At 70.4% G+C, this 20,517-nt stretch carries 16 protein-coding genes and 1 tRNA gene; 11 read left to right on the plus strand and 6 right to left on the minus strand.

The window, feature by feature from the left end; translation table 11 throughout:
- Positions 1-95 precede the first annotated feature (95 nt).
- The 3 genes from metG to D7X12_RS08850 all read left to right on the plus strand — a co-directional run bounded on the left by metG (position 96) and on the right by D7X12_RS08850 (position 4,053).
- Positions 96-2,231, plus strand: a complete 2,136-nt coding sequence (metG, locus tag D7X12_RS08840; protein ID WP_120624827.1) for a methionine--tRNA ligase — start codon at positions 96-98, stop codon at positions 2,229-2,231.
- Between the two features lie 74 nt (positions 2,232-2,305).
- Positions 2,306-3,280: a HEAT repeat domain-containing protein gene (locus tag D7X12_RS08845; protein WP_208718895.1), complete on the plus strand. Its 975-nt coding sequence runs from the start codon at positions 2,306-2,308 to the stop codon at positions 3,278-3,280.
- The gene (locus D7X12_RS08850) at positions 3,277-4,053 is read left to right on the plus strand and encodes a TatD family hydrolase (protein WP_120624828.1); all 777 of its coding nucleotides are present in this window, start codon (positions 3,277-3,279) and stop codon (positions 4,051-4,053) included. Before D7X12_RS08845 ends, D7X12_RS08850 begins: the two co-directional genes overlap by 4 nt.
- Here D7X12_RS08850 and D7X12_RS08855 read toward each other — a convergent pair.
- The 5 genes from D7X12_RS08855 to D7X12_RS08875 form a co-directional block, all read right to left on the minus strand.
- Positions 4,040-6,001, minus strand: a complete 1,962-nt coding sequence (locus D7X12_RS08855; RefSeq protein ID WP_120624829.1) for an HD domain-containing phosphohydrolase — start codon at positions 5,999-6,001, stop codon at positions 4,040-4,042. The two genes, D7X12_RS08850 and D7X12_RS08855, sit on opposite strands and share 14 nt — an antisense overlap.
- 5 nt (positions 6,002-6,006) lie before the next feature.
- Complete coding sequence (locus D7X12_RS08860; RefSeq protein ID WP_120624830.1) at positions 6,007-7,560, minus strand: 3'-5' exoribonuclease YhaM family protein; 1,554 nt, start codon at positions 7,558-7,560, stop codon at positions 6,007-6,009.
- Positions 7,561-7,631: 71 nt separating this feature from the next.
- Positions 7,632-8,771: a class I SAM-dependent rRNA methyltransferase gene (locus D7X12_RS08865; protein WP_208718897.1), complete on the minus strand. Its 1,140-nt coding sequence runs from the start codon at positions 8,769-8,771 to the stop codon at positions 7,632-7,634.
- A gap of 126 nt (positions 8,772-8,897) precedes the next feature.
- The gene (locus tag D7X12_RS08870; RefSeq protein WP_120624832.1) at positions 8,898-9,269 is read right to left on the minus strand and encodes a hypothetical protein; all 372 of its coding nucleotides are present in this window, start codon (positions 9,267-9,269) and stop codon (positions 8,898-8,900) included.
- Between the two features lie 46 nt (positions 9,270-9,315).
- Positions 9,316-10,911 carry an NAD(P)/FAD-dependent oxidoreductase gene (locus D7X12_RS08875; protein WP_120624833.1) on the minus strand — a complete coding sequence of 532 codons (1,596 nt, stop codon included), beginning with the start codon at positions 10,909-10,911 and terminating at the stop codon, positions 9,316-9,318.
- Positions 10,912-11,242: 331 nt separating this feature from the next.
- Here D7X12_RS08875 and D7X12_RS08880 point away from each other — a divergent pair, with 331 nt between their 5' ends.
- Positions 11,243-11,446: a hypothetical protein gene (locus tag D7X12_RS08880; protein ID WP_244224443.1), complete on the plus strand. Its 204-nt coding sequence runs from the start codon at positions 11,243-11,245 to the stop codon at positions 11,444-11,446.
- A 164-nt stretch (positions 11,447-11,610) separates the two neighbouring features.
- Here the strand turns inward: D7X12_RS08880 and D7X12_RS08885 are convergent, their stop codons facing one another.
- Positions 11,611-12,255: a diacylglycerol kinase family protein gene (locus tag D7X12_RS08885; protein WP_120624835.1), complete on the minus strand. Its 645-nt coding sequence runs from the start codon at positions 12,253-12,255 to the stop codon at positions 11,611-11,613.
- Between the two features lie 80 nt (positions 12,256-12,335).
- Here D7X12_RS08885 and D7X12_RS08890 point away from each other — a divergent pair, with 80 nt between their 5' ends.
- The 7 genes from D7X12_RS08890 to D7X12_RS44160 all read left to right on the plus strand — a co-directional run bounded on the left by D7X12_RS08890 (position 12,336) and on the right by D7X12_RS44160 (position 20,195).
- Positions 12,336-15,218 (plus strand): golvesin C-terminal-like domain-containing protein, encoded by a 2,883-nt coding sequence (locus D7X12_RS08890; RefSeq protein WP_120624836.1) that lies wholly within the window; start codon positions 12,336-12,338, stop codon positions 15,216-15,218.
- A gap of 99 nt (positions 15,219-15,317) precedes the next feature.
- Positions 15,318-16,328, plus strand: coding sequence for a type I glyceraldehyde-3-phosphate dehydrogenase (gene gap / locus D7X12_RS08895; RefSeq protein ID WP_120624837.1), 1,011 nt, complete (start codon positions 15,318-15,320; stop codon positions 16,326-16,328).
- A gap of 78 nt (positions 16,329-16,406) precedes the next feature.
- Entirely contained in the window at positions 16,407-17,597 is a 1,191-nt protein-coding gene (locus tag D7X12_RS08900; protein WP_120624838.1) for a phosphoglycerate kinase, read from the plus strand.
- Positions 17,598-17,627: 30 nt separating this feature from the next.
- Positions 17,628-18,398: a triose-phosphate isomerase gene (gene tpiA, locus D7X12_RS08905; RefSeq protein ID WP_120624839.1), complete on the plus strand. Its 771-nt coding sequence runs from the start codon at positions 17,628-17,630 to the stop codon at positions 18,396-18,398.
- Between the two features lie 85 nt (positions 18,399-18,483).
- A complete protein-coding gene (secG, locus tag D7X12_RS08910) occupies positions 18,484-18,915 on the plus strand; it encodes a preprotein translocase subunit SecG (RefSeq protein WP_120624840.1) in 432 nt (143 codons plus the stop codon).
- 84 nt (positions 18,916-18,999) lie between these two features.
- A tRNA-Leu gene (locus tag D7X12_RS08915) sits at positions 19,000-19,081 on the plus strand.
- Between the two features lie 868 nt (positions 19,082-19,949).
- On the plus strand, positions 19,950-20,195 hold the full coding sequence (locus D7X12_RS44160) for a helix-turn-helix domain-containing protein (RefSeq protein ID WP_244224444.1): 246 nt from the start codon (positions 19,950-19,952) through the stop codon (positions 20,193-20,195).
- Positions 20,196-20,517: the final 322 nt, after the last annotated feature.

Consider the following 20,517-nt stretch of genomic DNA (forward strand, 5'->3'; position numbering starts at 1 on the left):
ACATCCACCCGCGTGCCATGCACCTTCGCGCGCAGATGTTGAACGATGACCTCGTTTCCCCGAGCGGCTATGGTCCGCCGCCCTCAGGAGAGTTCATGGCGGAGAGAATCCTCGTCACCAGCGCCCTTCCGTATGCGAACGGCGCCATCCACCTCGGCCACGTCGTCGAGTACGTCCAGACGGACATCTACGTCCGCTTCCTCCGCTCGTGCGGCCAGGACGTCGTCTATTTCTGCGCGGACGACACCCACGGCACACCCATCGAGCTCAACGCCGCGAAACAGGGCATCCCCCCGGAGCAGTTCGTCGCGCGCTTCCACGACGAGCACCAGCGCGACTTCCAGGACCTGGACGTCCGCTTCGACTACTTCCACTCCACCAACTCCCCGGAGAACCGCCAGTACGCGGAGCTCATCTACGGGCGCTTGAAGGACGCGGGCGACATCGACCGCCGCGACATCGAGCAGACCTACTGCGAGAAGGACAAGCGCTTCCTGCCGGACCGCTTCATCCGGGGCACCTGTCCCAACTGCAAGTCGGCGGACCAGTACGGCGACGCGTGCGAGAAGTGCGGCAAGACGTACAACCCCACGGACCTCATCGACGCGCGCTGTGCCCTGTGCGGCACGCCGCCCGTGCGCCGCAACTCCGTGCACCTGTTCTTCAAGCTGTCGCGCCACGAGGCCTTCCTGCAGGAGGTCCTCAAACGCCCCGGCTTCCTCCACCCGGGCCTCGCCACCCAGCTCCAGGGCTTCTTCGAGAAGGGCCTCGCGGACTGGGACATCAGCCGCGACGGGCCCTACTTCGGCTTCGCCATCCCGGGGGAGACGGACAAGTTCTTCTACGTCTGGCTGGACGCGCCCATCGGCTACATCGCGACCACTGAGAAGTGGGCGAAGGAGACCGGCAAGCAGAAGGACGCGCTGGCGTACTGGGACAAGGACGCGCCCACGCGCATCATCCACTTCATCGGCAAGGACATCGTCTACTTCCACGCGCTGTTCTGGCCCGCGGTGCTGAAGGTCGCCGGCTTCCACGTCCCCAATGAGATCAAGGTGCACGGGCACCTGACCGTGAACGGGGAGAAGATGTCCAAGAGCCGCGGCACCATGGTGGCCGCGCGGGACTACCTGGACCTCCTGGACCCCAGCTACCTGCGCTACTTCTACGCGGCCAACCTGGGCGCGGGCGTGGAGGACCTGGACCTCAACCTCAAGGACTTCCGCCTGCGGGTGAACGGCGAGCTCGTCAACAACGTGGGCAACCTGGCCAACCGCGCGCTGTCGATGCTGGCGGGCCCGCTGGAGAAGAAGCTCGCGCCGGGCCGCGAGGCAGGGCCGGGGCGCACGCTGGTGGAGCAGGCCCTGGCCCGCGTGCCGGAGGTGCGCGAAGCGTTCGAGAAGCTGGAGTACCGCGCCGCCATCAAGATCATCACCGACATCGCCTCCACCGCGAACGCCTTCCTCCAGACGCAGGCGCCGTGGGCGCTGGTGAAGAAGGACGCGGAGGCCGCTCGCGCCGACCTGTCGGACGCCGCGGACGTGGCGTACCTGCTGGGCGCGCTGCTGGCCCCGGTGATACCGCGCGTGTCGGAGCGCCTGTTCGCGCAGCTCAACGCACCTGCACTGACGTTCCAGGCGCTCGCCACCGCGAAGTATCCACTCCTCGACCGCAGCCGCCCGCTGGGCACCCCGGAACCGCTCCTGCCGCGTCTGGAAGAGGAGCGGGTGAACGCCATCATCAAAAACCCCGTGGCCGATATTCCGCCCCCCGGGTCTGGGGGCAAGGACAAGAAGTCGGAGAAGAAGCCCATGGACGCGAAGTCGCCCGAAGCACAGGCCGCGGCACCCACCCCGCAGGCGTCACCTGGCGCCGGCGCGGGGACCGTGGAACCCGTGCCCGCGGCGGACATCGAGTACGCGGACTTCGCCAAGGTGGTGCTGAAGGCGGGACGCATCGTGGCCGCGGAGAAGGTGAAGGGCGCGGACAAGCTGCTCAAGCTGGAGGTGGACCTGGGCGAGGGCTCGCCGCGCACCATCGTCTCCGGCATCGCGGAGGCCTACACGGCGGAGGCGCTGGCGGGCCGCCGCGTGGTGGTGGTGGCGAACCTCAAGCCGCGCAAGCTCAAGGGCATCGAGTCGCGCGGCATGCTGCTGACGGCTGGCCCGGGCGGCAAGGACCTGTCCCTGTTGGAGCCGGGCGACGTGCCGCCCGGCAGTGAGATCAAATAGTTCGAAGTCGCTCGAAACAGGTTTGAGGGGACGCCGGGTGGCCACGTCGCCACCCGGCAGCGAGGTGACGAGACGTGGTGGATTGGCGTGCCGAACGGGACCGCGCACTGGTGACCCTGGAGCGGGAGAAGCGCCCCGCGATCCGGGCCGAGGCGGCGAACCTGCTGTTCCACCTGGCCTCCGAGGAGCCCGTACACGCGGGGGAGTTCACGGACGTGCTGGTGCGGATGCTCGCGGATGCGCAGCCGGACGTGCGCCGCTCCGGGGTGAGCCTCGCGTCGGTGGTGCTGCCGTCGGAGCAACTGCCGGAGACGCTGCTGCCCCGCCTGCGCGACGAGGACACGCGGGTGCGGCTGGAGGCCACCGGAAGGCTGGCGGACCTCGCGCTGCCCCATGCGCGCGGGGCGCTGGCGGGCATGCTGGAGGACCCCACACCGGAGGTGCGCTTCGAGGCCGCGCGCGGCATCGCCGCCCTCAAACACCCGGCGGGCCTGGAGATACTGCTGGCCGCGCTGGACGTGGACACGCTGCGCTTCCGGGCGCTGGGCGCGCTGGCGGAGCTGGAGGACCCCCGTGCGCTGCCGGCGGTGAAGCGCCTCTTCGGCAAGTGGCTGCTGCCCGCGTTCGACAAGACGCAGGCGGCGGGCGTGCTGATGAAGCTGGGGGACCCGGCGGGCGCGGACTGGCTGATGCAGCGCACGCGCAAGAAGTGGAGCGCGGACCGCGCGCTCGCGGTGGAGCTGTGCGGCGAGCTGAAGGTGCCAGGAGCGCTGGCGCGGCTGAAGGAGATCCTCCAGGACATGAAGGACCCGTGCCGGGGCGCCGCTGCGCGGGGCCTGGGACGGCTGGGGGATGCCCAGGCGCTGCCCTGGCTGCTCTCCGTGCTGGAGGACCGCGCCGCGCCGGAGGACGATCGGCTGGACGCGGCGGATGGCCTGTGGCGCCTGGGTGTCCCCGAGGGAATGGAGCGCGTGCGCGCTTCCATGCCCACCTTCGCCTCGGAAGAGGCGAGACTGGAGCTGGAAGAGCTGTTTAGAGAGGGCCCATGAGACTCGTTGACGCGCACTGCCACCTGGAGCCGAAGGACTACGCGGAGGTGGGGCCGGTGCTGGAGCGCGCCCGGGCCGCGGGGCTCGTGCACGCGGTGCTGGTGGGCCAGTTCCACGGCCCCGGGGACTGGGGCCACGCGCTGGAGGTGGCGGCCCGGCACCCGGACTTCCTGTCGCCCACGTTGGGCATCCACCCGCACGAGGCCGCCCGCGCCACGGAGGCGGACTTCGAGATGCTGGAGCGCACCTGCGCCCGCCCGGAGCTGCGCGCGGTGGGCGAGGCCGGGCTGGACTACTACTACGACCGCTCGCCGCGCGAGGTGCAGGCCACCGTCTTCCGGCGCCAGGGCGCGCTCGCGAAGCGGCTGTCCAAGCCGCTGGTGGTGCACGTGCGCGACGCGCATGAGGACTGCGACGCGGCGCTCGGGGCGGAGGACGTCACCAGCGGCGTCATCCACTGCTTCACCGGCGACACGGCCGCGGCGCGGCGCTACCTGGACCGGGGCTTCTTCATCTCGCTGTCCGGCGTCATCACCTACAAGAAGACGGAGGCCCTCCAGGACGCGGTGCGCTTCGCGCCCCTGGAGCGCCTGATGGTGGAGACGGACAGCCCCTACCTGGCGCCGGTGCCACACCGCGGACGCAAGAACGAGCCCGCGCACGTGCTGGAGACGGCGAAGAAGGTGGCGGAGCTGAAGGGCGTCACGCTGGAGGAGGTGGCGGCCGTCACCACCGCCAACGCTGTTCGCCTCTTCAACCTCACGCTGCGGTGACGGCTCCGGCCAGGGCTTCCAGGTCCTGGTCGAGCTGCGGCATGTCCAGCAGCAGCGCGTCCGGGTCGTAGACGAAGTCCGCCTGCTTCAGCTTGAGCAGGGCCTGCAGCGCGGGTTCGCCCGCGTGTCCGCCGAAGGATGCGTAGACGACGCGGCCCCGCTCCAGGTGCAGGTAGCCCTCCAGCGTGTGGTGGCGCAGCTGGAGCCGTCCGCTCTTGCGGCCTCCGCCCAGCGTGCGCAGCAGGTCGCGCGGGGGCAATTCGTCGAAGCTGCCGCGCACCACCCGGCCCGGGCCGTTGTGCTGCACCCGGTCCAGGAAGAGGGTGTGCACCGTGCGCGCGACCTCCGCCTTGTCGCCCGGGGACAGCACCGCCGTCGCGCCCGCGAGCAGCAGCCGCTCGCGCGCCTGCGCATCCGGCTCGCCCACCACTGCGATGGGCAGGCCGGCGCTCTCCGGCGAGGAGCGCGTCGCTTCCAGCAGCTCCAGCACCTCCTGCTGCCCCAGCCGAAGCCCCACCACCAGCACGTCGCAGTCCTGCCGCGCCAGGCCGTCCAGCGCGCCGTCCAGCGTGGACAGCGCGTGCGCCACCAGCTCCTGCTTGAGCACCGCCTCCAGCAGCTCGCTGCGCGTGGCCTCGTCCGGTTCGGCGATGAGCACCTGGCGGCCCTCGCTGGCCAGCCGGTGGAGGAGGAGTTCCCCGCTCTGGAGCTGGCCGACGATGTCCGCCACCACCGGGTCGTAGAGGATGCCCGCGTGCTGGCGCAGGTGCTCCAGCGCCTGCTGCTTGGTGAAGACCTTCCCGTGCGCGTTGCCCGGGTTCTTGGTCAGCTCCAGGAAGCTGTCCACCGCGGCCAGGATGCGCGCGCCCAGGGTGATGTCCTCGCCCTTGGCGCCCTGGGGCGTGCCGGAGCCGTCCCAGGCCTCGTAGAGCTGCGCGAGGATGGTGTTCACCTGCGTGGGCAGGTGCACGGTTTCAAAGAGCTTCGTGGGCGCGCGGCAGCACGCCTTCGCCTGGGCCTTCCACTCCGCGTTGGCCGCGTTGCTCGCCAGCGAGTAGTGGCGCTCCGCGGGCTTGCCCAGGTCGTGCAGGTACGCGGCGATGGACAGCGCCGCCAGCTCCTTGTGCGGCATGCCCATGCGCTGGCCGACGATGCCCGCCTGCCGCGCGAGCTGCGCCGAGTGCCCCCGGTGCCGGGGCCGGTCCTGCTCCATCAGCCCCACCATCAGGCTCAGCGTCTCCACGTAGTCCGTGTCGCTGATGAGGCCGCGCGGGCCGCCCGGCTCTCTCCGCTGCGTGGCGCGCGCCGCGTGGGTGCCGCTGCCGCCCCGCTGCAGCCGCATCCGCGCGTCCGTCTCCAGGCGCATCTGCAGGCTGGTGGCGCTGCGCCCGACGGAGGTGCCGCTGCGCCCGGACTCGGAGCTCCCGTTGCTGCTCGCGGGTGCGTCCGGACGCCGGGGCCCGCCGCCATGCGGGCCCTCCAGCAGCGCGGTGAAGGCGGTGGGGTCGCCGTAGTAGTGCTTGCGGATGGCGGCGGAGATGGCGCTGCGCAGGCCGATGTACGCGTAGACCTCCGACATGCCGGTGACGAGCGCGATCTCGTCCAGCAGCGACTTGTTCTGCGGCTCGGCGGCCACCACCGACAACAGCTTGCGCTCCGGATCGATGGCCAGCGGGAGCACGTTCTGCGCCTCCGCCAGCCGCACCGGCAGCTTGTCCAACACCTTCGTGTCGATGCGGACCTTCGCCAGCTTGTCCGCGGTGACGAAGCGGGTCTGGAACTCGTTGGCCAGCAGGCGCAGGAGCGCGGCCTCCTGGAGCAGGCCCAGCTCCACCAGACAGTCCCCCAGCTTGTGGCCGGTGATCTTCTGGTGCTCCAGCCCCTGCTCCACGGCCCCGGGTGTCACGAGGCCGGCTTCAATCAACCGCTCTCCCAGCCGCTTCGCCATGGACTTCAGCCCTCCGAGGAGCCCTCGCCTTCACCACCGGACTTCCCGGGCGCGGGCGGCGCCAGCGCGCTGAACGGCTTGAAGGTCAGCTCTCCGGGCAGGCTCTTGGGGTCGCGCGCCGGACGCTCCTCGCGCGGCGGCCGGGCCGGACGCTCCTCGCGGGGAGCGCGCTCCTCACGGGGCGGACGCTCCGCACGGGGCTCGCGCGGCGGGCGGGGCGGACGCTCCGGGCGGGACTCCTGCGCGGACGCGGGGGCTGCGCTGCCCTCGGCTCCGGCGGGGGCCTGCGACGGCGGGCCCTTGTCGGCCCGGGCCTTGCGCTTCTCCTCGCGGTGCTTGCGACGGCCGCTGCCGCCACCCTCCACCGGGGCCCGGCCGCGGCCGGTGGGCACGGAGCCCTTCCAGAGCGGACGGTCGTAGGCGCGCAGGTGATCCGTCCAGCGGTCGTTCGGATCGCGCTGCATGGCCTCCACCCACGAGGAGATGCGCGCATCGAGCGCACCCAGCGCGTCGACGATCTGCGCCTCCAGCGTCATCGGCGGCTTCGCCGTGCCGGCCCCGGCCTGTCCCTGCTGGGAGATCGCCAGGTGCGTCAGGTGCTGCTCCAGCAGCGGCGGGAAGCCGGGGATGGAGAGCGTCTTCTCGCGGATCTTCTGCGCCGCCAGCACCGCGTGGCCCACGAGCCGACCTTCGTCGGTGTTCTCGAAGCCCTTGTCGGACGAGCCCTCGCCCGCCTTCATCACGTCGTGCAGGAACGCGCCGGCCAGGAGCAGATCGCGGTCCGCCATGGGGTAGTGGTCCGACACGCGCAGCGTCAGGCGCATCACCGACAGGACGTGCTCGGCCAGCCCTCCGCGCCACGCGTGGTGCACGCCCTTGGCCGCCGGAGCGACGGGCAGGCCCGCCGCCACCTGCGCGTCATCCAGGAACGCCACCAGGAGCTGCTTCACGTACGGGTCGTTGACGCGCTCGTTGATGAGCTCGCGGATCTGTCCCACGGCGCGCGGGCCACCGCCGCCCTCGTGGCGGGCCTCCGGCTTGCCGTCCGCCTTCGGCTCGCGGGGCTCCTTCGCGTCACCGGACTTCGCGTCGCCAGACTTCGCTTCGCCGGCCTTCGCGTCACCGGACTTCGCTTCGCGGGGCTCCTTCGCCTCGTTCGCGGGCTTCGCCTCGGCGGGCGGGGCAGGGGGCGGCTCGAACTCCTTGGGGTCGAGCGGCTCCGGATCCAGCCGCTCCACGGCCTCCACGACCACCTGGGTGCGTCCGTGGAAGACGATGACGCCGCCCTGCACGAGGACGTAGTCACCGGTCTGGAACGTGGGCTCGAGCGCGTCCACCTTGTCGAAGACGCGGGCGTCCACCGTGCCGCTCTTGTCGGCCAGGGACAGGGAGAGGAACACCTTGCCGCTCCGCGCGTTCACCTTCTCCTTCTTGGTGACGCGGAAGACGGTGTTGACGCGGTCCTTCTCGCGCAGATCGACCGCGTACACCTTGCGGACGGTCTCGACGGAAGCCTCCGGGGTGGAAGTCGCGGCCTGGGACTCATTTTCGGTTGTCATCGCGGCCGCGGACACTACCACCGAGGAGGCCCGTCAAGGCGAGCAAGTCGTGAGGCTGTTCACGCGTCCGCTCAGCTGATTTCGAGCGCCACCGCCTCCAGGTACTCGGCCCCCGGGGAACCGACCGGCGCCGGGTGGTCCGGCGGCAGGCCCATCCGCACCAGCCGGAAGGCGATGCGCGCCTCCTGTTCACAGGCCGTGGCCACCGCTTCGTTGAACGACCCCAGCCCGAGCGGGGGGTGGTAGCCCACCACCAGCAGCCGCCCGCCATGGCGGGTCCGCCGCAGCGCCAGCCGCACCTGTTCGATGAAGTCCTCCTCGGACGCCACGCCCTGCGTGTCCAGCAGCACCAGGTCGAACGTGTCCTTCAGGGCCCGGAGCACCGCCAGGGCCTCCCCCTGCTCCACCGTCACCCGGCCGAGCAGTCCGTTCGCCTCCGCGTTCTCACGCGCCAGGTCCGCGGAGTCCGCGTTGCCGTCGAAGGCGATGATCTGCTTCGCCCCGTGGCGCCCCGCGTGCACGAAGAGGCCGCCCACGTTGCAGGCCACGTCCAGCACCCGGTCGCCGTTGCCGGTGCGCCCGAGGAAGCGGCGCAGCTCGCGGTGATCATACTGGTAGCCCGTGCCCTTCCCGTAGGTGAGGTCCACGGTGAAGCGCGCCCCCATCTCCAGGAGCCGGCACCAGCGCGGCGGTGTGCCGTACATGACATGCGGCCGCTGCGCGGGCAGGCCCAGCGCCTTGCGCCGGAACGTGTCGTTGCGCAGCAGCACGGACGCCGCCCCCGTCACCTCGACCAGCGTGCGGGTGATCTCCTCCTTGCGCGCGTCCATGGAGCGCGTGAGCGTCTGCACGACGAAGTGCGTGTCGTAGCGGTCCACGATGAGGCCCGGCAGCCCGTCCCCGTCATCGTTCACGATGCGGCAGAAGCGCGGATCATCCACCAGCCGCGCGCGCCGCTCGAACGCATGGCGGACGTGGCGGGGGATGAGCCCTTCCACGGCTTCGTCCGGCAGGCCCAGGCGGCGCACGGCATAGGACGCCTGCAGGTCCACGTCCCCCAGGCCCAGGACCTGACCGTCCTCGTCCCTGAGCTGCATGGGCGTGCCGGGTTCGGGCTCGCCCTCCATGGAGACGATGTCCTCACGGCGCAGCCAGGGCGCGCCATGACGCAGCTTCCGGGCGGCTTCTCGGGACAGGTAGGTGCTGAGCAAGGTGTGGCCCTCCTCCGGCGCGGTAAAGGGCACCCCGTGGGGTGCCCTCATCAAAGATGCGCTGTGTGGGGCCTGCTGGCGGCAGGGGCCGCGCCGCCACCCTGGAGGGCAGGGGAGGAGGCGTCGCTAGAGGACGGTCGGCGGCCGCTTGTACGCCTTGAACGTCACCCGCGTGAGCATTCCGCTGACCACCAGGGCCAGCGCGATGCCCATCATGCGCACATTCCAGGAGTGGCCCAGGATGATGAGCCCGAGCGCGAGCAGGCCCACGGCCACCGCGCCCACCACCGTGAGCGTCTGGGAGCGCGAGTCCTTGTGGGCCTGGGGCCTGCGCGCCTGGGCGAGCGCCGGCAGCGAGGACGCCTTGCGCCACTTCTCCGTGCCGTCCTCGCGGACCTCGTCGTCGGGGTCCACCAGGCCCTGCACGTAGGCCCGCTCGATGTCTCCCAGCGAGGGGAACATCAGCTCTCCGTCAGGGCTGCGCACGCGGTACGCCATGGGTTTTCTCCCTCCCCGGCCACCCTGCCCGGACCGGGAGGGGACCTCAAGTCAGCTCGGTGGCAATCTGCTCAGCGATGCGCAGTCCATCAATGGCGGAGGACACGATGCCGCCCGCGTACCCGCAGCCCTCGCCGGCCGGGTACAGGCCGCGCATGGACACCGACTGCAAGTCATTGCCCCGGGTGATGCGCACCGGGGAGGACGTCCGGCTCTCGATGCCGATGAGCTTCCCCTCCTCGCTGATGAACCCGCGCATCTTCCGGTCGAACGTGCGCAGCGCCGCCTTGAGCGACTGCGTCAGCCGCTCCGGGAACAGCTGGTTCAGGTCCGTGTGCGCCAGGCCCGGGCGGTAGCTGGTGTCGCCCGGGTCCTTCTTCACGCGGCCGGCCAGGTAGTCCGGGATGGTCTGCGCGGGCGCGTAGAAGCGGCCTCCGCCCAGCTTGTAGGCCTCCTGCTCCCAGTGCCGCTGGAACTCCAGGCCCGCGAGCGGACCCCGGAAGCCCTCCCGCTCGAAGTCGGCCACGGACACCGACACGACGATGCCCGCGTTGGCGAACTTCGCGTTGCGCCGCGAGTTGCTCATGCCGTTGGTGCACTGCAGCCCCTCCTGCGTGGGCGTGGGCACCACGATGCCGCCGGGGCACATGCAGAACGAGTAGACGCCGCGCACCTCGCCGTCCACGTCCAGGTTCTCCGCCAGCTTGTAGTCCGCGGGCGGCAGCTTCGCGTGCTTCGCGGCGGCGCCGTACTGGATGCCGTTGATGAGCGACTGCGGGTGCTCCGCGCGGAAGCCCAGCGCGAAGGGCTTGGCCTCCACGCTCACGCGGCCGTCGGCGGCGAAGCGCTCGTACAGCTCGCGCGCGGAGTTGCCCGGCGCGAGAATCACGCGGTCGCTCTCCAGCGTGCGCCCGTCCGCCATCTTCACGCCCGCGATGTGGCCGTCGCGGTAGAGCAGGTCGTCCACGCGCTGCTCGAACATCACCTGGCAGCCACCGGCGATGAGTTCGTCGCGCAGCTTCGCCACCGCGCCGGGCAGCAGGTCCGAGCCGATGTGCGGCTTGCCCTCGATGAGGATGTGGTCCGGCGCCCCGTAGCGCGCGAACGCCTCAATCACCTTGCGCACCATGGGGTGGTTGATGCGCGTGGACAGCTTGCCGTCGGTGTACGCGCCCGCGCCGCCCTCGCCGAAGTTCATGTTGCTCTCCGGGTCCAGCGACCCGTCGCGCATCAGCTTCGCCACGTCCTTGCGGCGCGTCACGACCTCGCGGCCCCGCTCCAGCAGGATGCTGCGCACGCCGCGCTCCAAGAGGCCCAGCGCGCAGAACAGCCCCGCGGGGCCGGTGCCGATGATGAGCGGCAGCCGCTCCGGCTCCTTCACGCGCGGAAGGGTCTCCGGCGGGGGCGGGGCCTCGCTGACGTCCGGGGGCAGGCGCGGCGCCTTCCTGCCCGGGGCCAGCTCCACCTCCAGTGTGTAGATGTAGCGCGGGCTGCCCTTCTTGCGCGCATCCAGCACCGAGCGCACCACGCGCACGGAGGCGAGGTCACTCCGCGTGACGCCCAGCTTCTCCGCGGCGCGCTGGCCGAGCAGCTCCTCCGGCTCGTCCAGCCACAGCCCGATGTTGTTCACCCGGTACGCCATCTTGATTGAGCTCCTCAGTGGGGGCGCGTATGTGCTCCAGCCCCCGCAGGGAATGCAAGCACTTGAAAAGACGAGACGCTCATCTGCCAGGAAGGGGGTGGGTGCGTACCCGCTGATGCACCCGGCCCCCGGCTCCGGGCGGCGGGGAGGCTTGAGGTGCGTAACCCCCTTCGCACCTTCCATTTCCCGTGCCGTCCAGTTTCTGCCCTCAACCCCTGGGGACTGCTGGAGAATCCGTTTGGAAGAGAACGACTGGCACGGGGGTTGAAGCTGGCAGCCGAGTGATGACGCGGCGCCCGCTGGTACGGCGCCGATTCCGGAGGCAATTCCTGTGAGCACCGACCAAAAGGGCACCCGCATCCTCGCGCGCACCTTCTTCAATCAGCTGCGCGCAAGCGGTTACACGCCGCACCAGGTCATCGGCATCGCGACGGAGCTGCTGGAGTTGGTCACCACCGACCTGCGGGAGGGCGACAAGGCCGTTGCCACCCAGCCAACATCGGAGCCTGTACCCGAGTGGCAGCAGCGCGCCTGAGCCATTAGGCTCCGGTGACAGACCCTCGCGGGTGAGCGGGCTCCGGACCGGTTCCGGGGTCCCCGCCCGCAAGGTGGAGGAAGCGAACCGGCGGCCGCCGGTTTTTTGTTGTCCCCTGCTTCCGATGTCGCGGTGGCCTCCAGGGGCTTCGACGCGCCGGGCCTTCAGGGCTGGGGGTGGCGCCTGCGCTCGCGGGCGGCCGCGCCGGCGATGAAGAGCAGCGCGGCGGTGAGCACGGTGAAGACGAGGCTCGCGGAGGTGGGCGCCGTCAGCGCGAGCAGCCCGCAGCCCGCGAGGAACGCGAGCACGTCGACGACGACGGGCCGGGGCTGGGGCAGCACGAGGATGGTGGCGCACCCGGCCAGGGGCAGGCCCAGCGCGACCTGCCGGAAGATGGCGTCGGTGCTGGTGCGCACCGTCTCCCAGTAGTTCACGAGGATGGCGGCGAAGATGACCACCGTGCCTCCGGCGAGCACGAGCACGCCCGCGGCGGCCGCGTCCTTGGTGAGCCGGGCCTTCTCGTCGAACTGCTGCACGGCCAGGTCCACCAGTTGCTCCAGCGCGCTGTTGAGGATCTCCGCGAAGAAGATGAGCAGCACGCAGAAGATGAGCGTCACCTTCTCCGCGAGCCCCAGCGGGATGCCGCTGCCCACCAGCCCCACGAGCACGCCGGAGATGAGGTGGATGCGCATGTTGCGCTGCCAGGCGACGGTGTGGATGAGCCCCGCCCACGCGTGACCGAACGAGGCGAACAGCCCGTTGCTGCGGCGGGAGGGGAACTGGGGACGGGAGGGTGCAGGAACGGTCATCGGAGAGTGAAGGGTGCGGCAGGCTAGCACCCGCGGGTTCGATTGCCGCGTCTGTGTGAACAGGTAAGGTCGGCCGCGTGATGCGAACGTCCTTGTCGTCCTGGCCGCGCGTGCTGGCGCTGGCCCTGTGGTGCACCGGTGTCCTCGCGCATGCGCAGGAGACCCCTACAAGCTTTGAAGGAGATGACCTGGGCCTGGAGCCCCCCGGTGTCCAGTATCTCCCAGCCCCGGGCCCGCGAGCCCACGAGCAGCACCGGCTGTCCGCCTCTGAACCTCCCGTGGTGCGCCGCGAGGCCCGAGGCCCGGCGAGGGGCGTGAAGGCGGCCGGCGTGCCGCAGACGCGCCTGGGCGAGGGCGCGCTCTCTGGCAAGGTCATCTACCTGAGCCCCGGGCACGGCTTCTACCGCGACAGCGGGCTGAAGCGCTGGGCCACGCAGCGGCCCAACACCTGGGGCGTGGTGGAGGACTTCATCTCCGTGGAGGTGGTGTCCCAGGAGCTGCTGCCCCAGCTCGTGGCCGCCGGGGCCACGGTGGTGCCGGTGCGTGAGACGGACCTGAACCCGCTCATCGCCACCGTGGATGACCTGGAGACGGGCTACACGCAGGGCGGGGACCTCGGGCGCTTCCACCCCTCCGAACAGAAGGGCTGGAGCGCCCCGCCCGTGCCCATGGGCAACAGCGTGGAGCCGTTCTCGGTGGGCACCACGCGCACGCTGGACACGGCGGCCACCGTCACCGCGAGCGCCACGTGGACCCCCAACGTGCCGGCGGACGCGGCGTACCACGTCTACGTCTCGTACGGCTCGGACCCCACGCGCGCGACGGACGCGCACTACGTGGTGAAGCACGCGGGAGGGGAGAGCCACTTCCGGGTGAACCAGCGCCGCCACGGTGGAACGTGGGTGCTGCTGGGCCGCTTCTACTTCAAGGCCGGGAAGCACCCGGACTCGGGCGCGGTGGTGCTCCAGAACGACTCCGCGGCGGGCGCGGGCGCGACGCTGTCGGTGGACGCGGTGCGGCTGGGCGGCGGCCGGGGCCTGATGGGAGACGCGGCGCAGGGGCCGCTGCCGCGTCCGCGCTTCGAGGAGAGCGCGCGCTACCACGTGCAGTACAGCGGGGCGCCCTTCAGCGTGTACGCGCCGACGGGGGCCAACGCGCTCTCCAACGAGCGCACCGCGGACGTGCAGTCCCGCCCGCGCTTCGCCGCGTGGCTGCACGAGGAGGGCGAGGACGCCGTCTACGTGGCCTGGCACACCAACGCGTCCACGTCCGGCAACGTGATGGGCACGGAGGCGTACGTCTACGGGCCGCACCCGGTGGACGGCACGCTCAACTTCACCGGCGTGAAGGACAGCGACGTGATGGCGCGGGCGCTGCTTGCGCAGATTGAAAAGGACTTCAAGCGCGAGGTGGATCCGAACTGGCGGGTGCGCGGCCTGCGCTCGGGGAACCTGGGCGAGGTGAACCCCACGCACAACCCGGAGATGCCCAGCGTGCTCCTGGAGATGGGCTACCACGACAACACGACGGACGCGGGCAGGCTCAAGGAGCCGCGCCTGCGCCACGTGGCCGCGCGCGCCATCGTGCAGGGCCTCATCAAGTACTTCGCGGCCCGCGACGGCGTGGCGGTGCACCTGCCCCCGGAGGCGCCGGGCGCGGTGCTGGCGCGCAACGCGACGCCGCCGGGAGCGGTGGAGGTGAAGTGGGCAGCGCCGCCGCTGGTCGCATCCGAGGAGGGCCGCGACGCCCCGACGGGCTACCGCCTCTACCAGAGCGCGGACGGGCTGGGCTGGGATGAGGGCACCCCGGTGCAGAGCACCGAGGCCACCGTCACGCTGGCCGCCGGCACGCTGCGCTACTTCCGCGTCGCCGCGGTGAACGCGGGCGGCGAGTCGTTCCCGTCCGCCACCGTGGGCGTGCGCGTCGGAGCGGCGCCCCCGGTGCTGCTCGTCAATGCGTACGAGCGGCTGGACGCCACGGTGGCCTGCGGCGAGACCCTGAATCCCTATGATCTGGACGCCCCGCTGCGCGTCTACCTGGAGGCGATGAACGACGGCAGCTACCTGCGCCAGCACGGCGCGGCGTTCGCAGCGTCGGCGCTGCCCTTCGACAGCGCGACCGGCACCGCGGTGGCTGCGGGGCTGGTGGTGCCCGGTGGCTACCGGCTGGTGGACTGGTCCGCTGGACGCGGAGGCGTGGGCGGCGCGGGTCTGTCCCGGGCGGAGCAGGATGCCCTGCGCGCGTTCGTCACCGGGGGCGGAAATCTCATGCTGTCGGGCGGTCGCACCGTGTCCACGCTCGCCAGTGGCAGCGCGGAGGACAAGCTCTTCCTCGCGGACATCCTGCGGGCGTCCACCGCCGTGGGGACGCCGCTCTTCCAGGTGGAGGGCTCGGCGGGTGGCTTCCTCTCGGGCCTGCCCGCCACGCCGCTGGACGACGGGACGCTCGGGGGCTATCCCGTCGGCGTCATCGACCTGCTCGCGGCGACGGGGGGCGGCGCGGAGGTGCTGCGCCTTCCCGGCACGACGTCCAGCACGGGCGTGGTGTCCGGGACGGGGCCCTCGGGGCAGGTGCTGGTGCTGGGCTTCCCCTTCGAGGGCCTGGCCTCGAACCAGGCGCGGTCGCGGCTGGTGGGCGCGTTCCTGGTGAAGACAGAGCTGCTCATGCAGGCGCCGCCCCTGCCCGACGCAGACGTGACGCCCCCGGTGAGCCCCCGGCCGCTGACGTCGTGCGTGGCGGTGCGGGAGCGCAACCCGCATCCGCCCGTGGATCCCCCGCCGGTGGACCCTCCGCCGCAGCCGAAGGTCGTCCAGGTGATGCCGGACCTGTATTACGGCAAAGCGGACACCGGCTGCGGCTGCGGGGCGGGGGAAGCGGGAACGGCCTCCGCGCTCTGGGTGTTGGTCGGGGTGATTGTTCAGCTCCGACGTTCTCGCTCGAGAGCGGCCCACGCGAAGCGTTGACTCGGCGGGGGCGCCTGCCTACGGTCGCCCGCCTTCTTTACGAGACTCATGACGGTGGGCCGTGAAGGCCCACTCCTACTTCAAGGAGATACGGACATCATGGCCACCAAGATCGCCATCAACGGCTTCGGACGCATCGGTCGCTGCATCCTGCGCGCCGCGCTCAGCCGCAAGGAAGACCTCGAGATCGTCGCCATCAACGACCTCGACAAGCCGTCGGCGCTGGCCCACCTCTTCAAGTACGACTCCGTGCACCGCACGTGGCCGGGCGAGGTGAAGGCCACGGACAAGGGCATCGTGGTGGATGGCCGGGAGATCGCCGTCACCGCGGAGAAGGACCCCACGGCGCTGCCCTGGAAGTCCATGAACGTGGACGTGGTGCTGGAGTGCACCGGCCGCTTCACCGGCCGCGAGGGCGCCGAGAAGCACCTCAAGGCGGGCGCGCGCAAGGTGCTCATCTCCGCGCCGGCCAAGGGCCCGGACATGACCCTCGCGTTCGGCATCAACCATGAGCAGTACGACCCGTCCAAGCACCACATCGTGTCCAACGCGTCGTGCACCACCAACTGCCTGGCGCCCATCGCCAAGGTGCTGGTGGACAACTTCGGCATCGAGCACGGCCTGATGACGACGGTGCACAGCTACACCAACGACCAGCGCATCCTGGACCTCACCCACGAGGACATGCGCCGTGCCCGCGCCGCCGCGCTCTCCATGATCCCCACCAGCACCGGCGCCGCGAAGGCCATCGGTGAGGTCATCCCGGCGCTCAAGGGCAAGATGCACGGCCTGGCCGTGCGCGTGCCCACTCCGAACGTGTCGCTGGTGGACCTCACGGTGAACACCACCAAGAAGGTCACCGCGGAGGCGGTCATCGAGGCGTACCGCAAGGCCGCCGCCGGTCCGCTCAAGGGCGTGCTGGAGTTCAGCGACGCGCAGACGGTGTCGGTGGACTACAACGGCAACCCGCACTCGGCCATCTTCGACTCCACCAACTGCTTCGTGATGGGCGACAACATGCTCAAGGTCATGGCCTGGTACGACAACGAGTGGGGCTTCTCCAACCGCATGGTCGACACGGCGAAGTACCTCGTGTCGAAGGGCCTGTAGTCCTTCGTTTCTTCAAGGACGCAGGCACGCATTCCGGCACCGTTGGGCTGACCGAGACAGGGCAAGGGGCACCAAAAGATGATCCGCTACATCGATGACCTGCAGTTGACCGGCAAGCGCGTCTTCATCCGCGTGGACTTCAACGTCCCCATGGACGGCCGCCGCATCACCGACGACACCCGCATCCGCGAAGCGCTGCCGACCATCAAGCGCGCGCTGGAGATGGGCGGCAAGGTCATCCTGGCGTCCCACCTCGGTCGGCCCAAGGGCCCGGACCCCAAGCTGTCGCTGGAGCCCGTCGCCGCGAAGCTCGTGGGGCTGCTCGGCGGCAAGCACGAGGTCATCCTCACGGATGACAGCGTGGGCGACGGCGTGAAGAAGCAGGTGAAGGAGCTGAAGGAGGGGCAGGTCGTCCTCCTGGAGAACCTGCGCTTCCACAAGGAGGAGGAGGCGAACGACGAGGCCTTCTCGCGCGAGCTGGCGGCGCTGGCGGACGTCTACGTCAACGACGCGTTCGGCACCGCGCACCGCGCGCACGCGTCGACGGCCGGCATGGTGCCCTTCGTGAAGGAGAAGGCCGCCGGCTTCCTGATGAAGAAGGAGATCGAGTACCTGGGCAAGGTGCTCAAGAACCCGGAGAAGCCCTTCGTGGCCATCCTGGGCGGCTCCAAGGTGAGCGACAAGATCAAGGTCATCGAGAGCTTGCTGCCCAAGGTGGACGCGCTGCTCGTGGGCGGCGCGATGGCGTACACCTTCCTCAAGGCGCAGGGCATTGAAGTGGGCAAGAGCCGGGTGGAGGAGGGCGACAAGCTGGCCCTCGCCGCCAAGCTGCTGGACACGGCGAAGCGGCTGAAGACGCCGCTGGTGCTGCCCATCGACCACATCGTGGGCACGGAGCCGTCGGAGAAGAGCATCGCGAAGGAGACGCCGGACCAGGTCATCCCGCCGGACATGATGGGCCTGGACATCGGGCCCAAGACGCGCGCGATGTTCACGCAGCGCATCCGCGACGCGAAGACGGTGGTGTGGAACGGGCCCGTGGGCCTCTTCGAGGTCTCCAAGTTCGCGGAGGGCACGCGGTCGGTGGCCGCGGCCATGTCCATCAACACGCAGGCCACGACGGTCATCGGCGGTGGCGACAGCGCCGCGGCGGTGGAGCAGATGGGCTACGCGGACAAGATGAGCCACGTGTCCACGGGTGGCGGCGCGTCGCTGGAGTTCCTGGAGGGCCGGGAGCTGCCCGGCATCAAGGCGCTGGAAACCAAGTAGGTCAACGCGCGGTACCTCGGGGGAGACACCATGGCGGCCCAGGCTCGTCGGAAGATCATCGCTGGCAACTGGAAGATGAACAAGGCGGTGCCGGAGGCGCTCGCGCTGGTGCGGGAGCTTCGCGGCGCGGTGGCGGCGCTGGGCGACAAGGTGGAGGTGGTGATCGCGCCTCCCTTCGTGGCGTTGCAGCCCGTGCACGTCGCGCTGGAGGGCGCGCCCCTCCAGCTGGCGGCGCAGAACTGTCACTGGGAGGCCTCCGGCGCGTTCACCGGGGAGATCTCCGCGCCCATGCTGGTGGAGCTGGGGTGCGCCTACGTCATCGTGGGGCACTCGGAGCGCCGGCAGTTCTTCGGGGAGACGGACGCCACGGTGAACAAGCGGGCCAAGGCCGTGAAGGCCGCGGGCATGACGCCCATCATCTGCGTGGGTGAGACGCTGGCGGAACGCGAGGCGAACCAGACCCTGGCGGTGGTGGAGCGCCAGGTGCGGGGCGCGCTGGAGGGGTTCTCCGGCGCGGACGTGGCGACGTTCGTGATGGCCTACGAGCCGGTGTGGGCGATTGGGACGGGCCGGACGGCGACGACGGCGCAGGCCCAGGAGGTCCACGCGGCCATCCGGGGGCTGCTCTCCCGGCTGTACGACGAGGGGACGGCGGGGCGGGTGCGCATCCAGTACGGCGGCAGCGTGAAGCCGGACAACGCGGCGGAATTGCTGGGCCAGCCGGACGTGGACGGGGCGCTCGTCGGGGGAGCGAGCCTCAAGGCGGCCGACTTCGTGGCCATCGTGAAGGCGGCGGGCTAGAGGAAGTTATCCCAGTTGGAAGTTGTCACCCGTTGACCACTTTGTGTAGGGTGCGCCCTCTTCTCACGGAGCGTCTGGAAGCCCCATGCTGACCTTCTTCACGATCGTGCACGTTCTTCTCTGCGTGTTCATGATCTTCGTCATCTTGCTACAGCCGGGGAAGGACGCCGGCATGGGTTCCGCCCTGGGTGGCGGCGCCGCGACGAGTGCCTTCGGTGGGCGCGGAGCGGTGACCTTCCTGAGCAAGCTGACGGGCATCTGCGCCGGCTTGTTCTTCCTGACGTCGCTGGGCCTGTCGTTCGTGGGCCTGCGCGGTTCCGTGGCGGCGGGGGGCTCGGTTGCATCGCCTCCTCCGGCGGCCACGGCGCCCGCGACGCCGGGTGCGGCACCCACGACGGGTGCGGCTCCGGCGACGACTCCCGCGCCCGCGGCTCCGGGCAGTGTCGAGCAGGAGCGCACGGCGACCCCGCCGGCCGAGGGCCAGCCGGCTCCCGCGCCGACGACGCCCGCGCCGTAATCGTCAGTCCGCAGCAGCCTCGCGCGTCGGTGATTTAGTCGTTGCGCGAGTCAGCGGGGTTCGATAAATGAGCCCCGCGAGCAGGCCCAGGTGGTGGAATTGGTAGACACACCATCTTGAGGTGGTGGCGCCGTGAGGCGTGCGGGTTCGAGTCCCGCCCTGGGCACTCCGAAAAAGAGCCTCCGAGTCGAAAGACTCGGGGGCTTTTTTCGTTTCAGGGCGGCTGGGGATGAGTCGCCTTGGCCGTTCGCTTGTTGGGCGCGTTAGCGTGGTGCGGGTGGCGTTCGCGTTCCCTGGGCCTCCACATCCCAGATCCAGAAGCTGCCAGCCTCCGCCCACTCGTTCTGGTTCCACGTCGTTCCGAACCCTGGCTGCCTGCCTGTTCAGCGCCCCCAGTTGTACCGGTGGCCATTGCGAAACCAGCTGACCATCGCGGCCGGCCCCTGGAAGAAGGCCTTGAATGCCAACGCGGCCACGGTGAGGCGCTTGGGCTCGAATGCTGATACTCGCTGGGCTCTCTTCAGCCGAGGACGAGCCTTTCGGCCCGGAGCGGCCCGGGCCAGATGCGGCCCTCGCCATGCCGCTCTGGCATGACTTGCACGCGCCTGTCCCCGCTGATCTCAAGGGCGCCCTGCGGGCCGCCGCCCAGGCATGGCAGCTGACACCCCAACCCCACACAAGTTTCCGTGCCTGCCCTCCAGAACGCAGAGTCCTGGCTGGCGGTATTCCTCCCGGAGCAAGCCAGGCCAGGGTGAGCGATACGAGAAGGCGCTGGGGGAGAAACGAAGCCGGTGCTCATCACTCCTCAACCTGGCGGTCTCAAGCGGTGAACGCACCACGTGGGTGCTCACCATGGCACCCTGCTTGACGGGAGGCACTGGGTGCGAGGCCGAGGGAAAGCAGCAAGGCTGACGGGTGAGGACAGGCTGGAGATTCGGCGTCGTGTCATCGCTGGCGAGACCTTCGAGCAAGCGGCGCTGGCCATCGGCTGCTCGAAGAAATCCATTCAGCGGCTCCTGGCGAAGACAGGCGGAGTGGCGCCGCGCGCGCGCCCGCGCTCGCCCTTGCGCCTGTCGCTGCAGGAGCGCGAGGAAGTCTCGCGCGGCGTACAGGCGGGCGAGTCGATGCGCGCCATCGCGCGTCGTTTGGGACGCTCCGCGTCCACCGTGTCGCGCGACGTGGCCGCGACGGGCGGCAGGAGGAAGTACCGGGCGTGGCGTGCCGAGTGTTGGCGGTCATCGGGGAGCGCGGAAATCTGGTCATCGGGAGCAGTCCGCTGAGGGACGAGGTGGAGCAAGGCCTGGCCCGGCGCTGGAGCCCCCAGCAGATTGCCGCCAGACTGCACTCGGACTTTCCCGAGCAGCCCCACATGCGCGTGTCGCACGAAACCATTGACCGCTCACTCTTCGTGCAGGCGCGAGGCGCGCTACGCAAAGAGCTCACCGCCTGCCTGCGTACGGGCCGGACCCACGGAGCCTGTCAACGTGAATGAGACAGTGGATTCGAGAGATTACTGCGCAGCCTGATGTGAAGAGGCAAGCCGCGCGGGGTTGTTGATCCAGACGGCGTTCGGAAGGGCCTGCGGCTTCGGTGGGCCGTGGG

The sequence above is a fragment of the Corallococcus sicarius genome (genome assembly GCF_003611735.1).
GTDB lineage: Bacteria > Myxococcota > Myxococcia > Myxococcales > Myxococcaceae > Corallococcus > Corallococcus sicarius.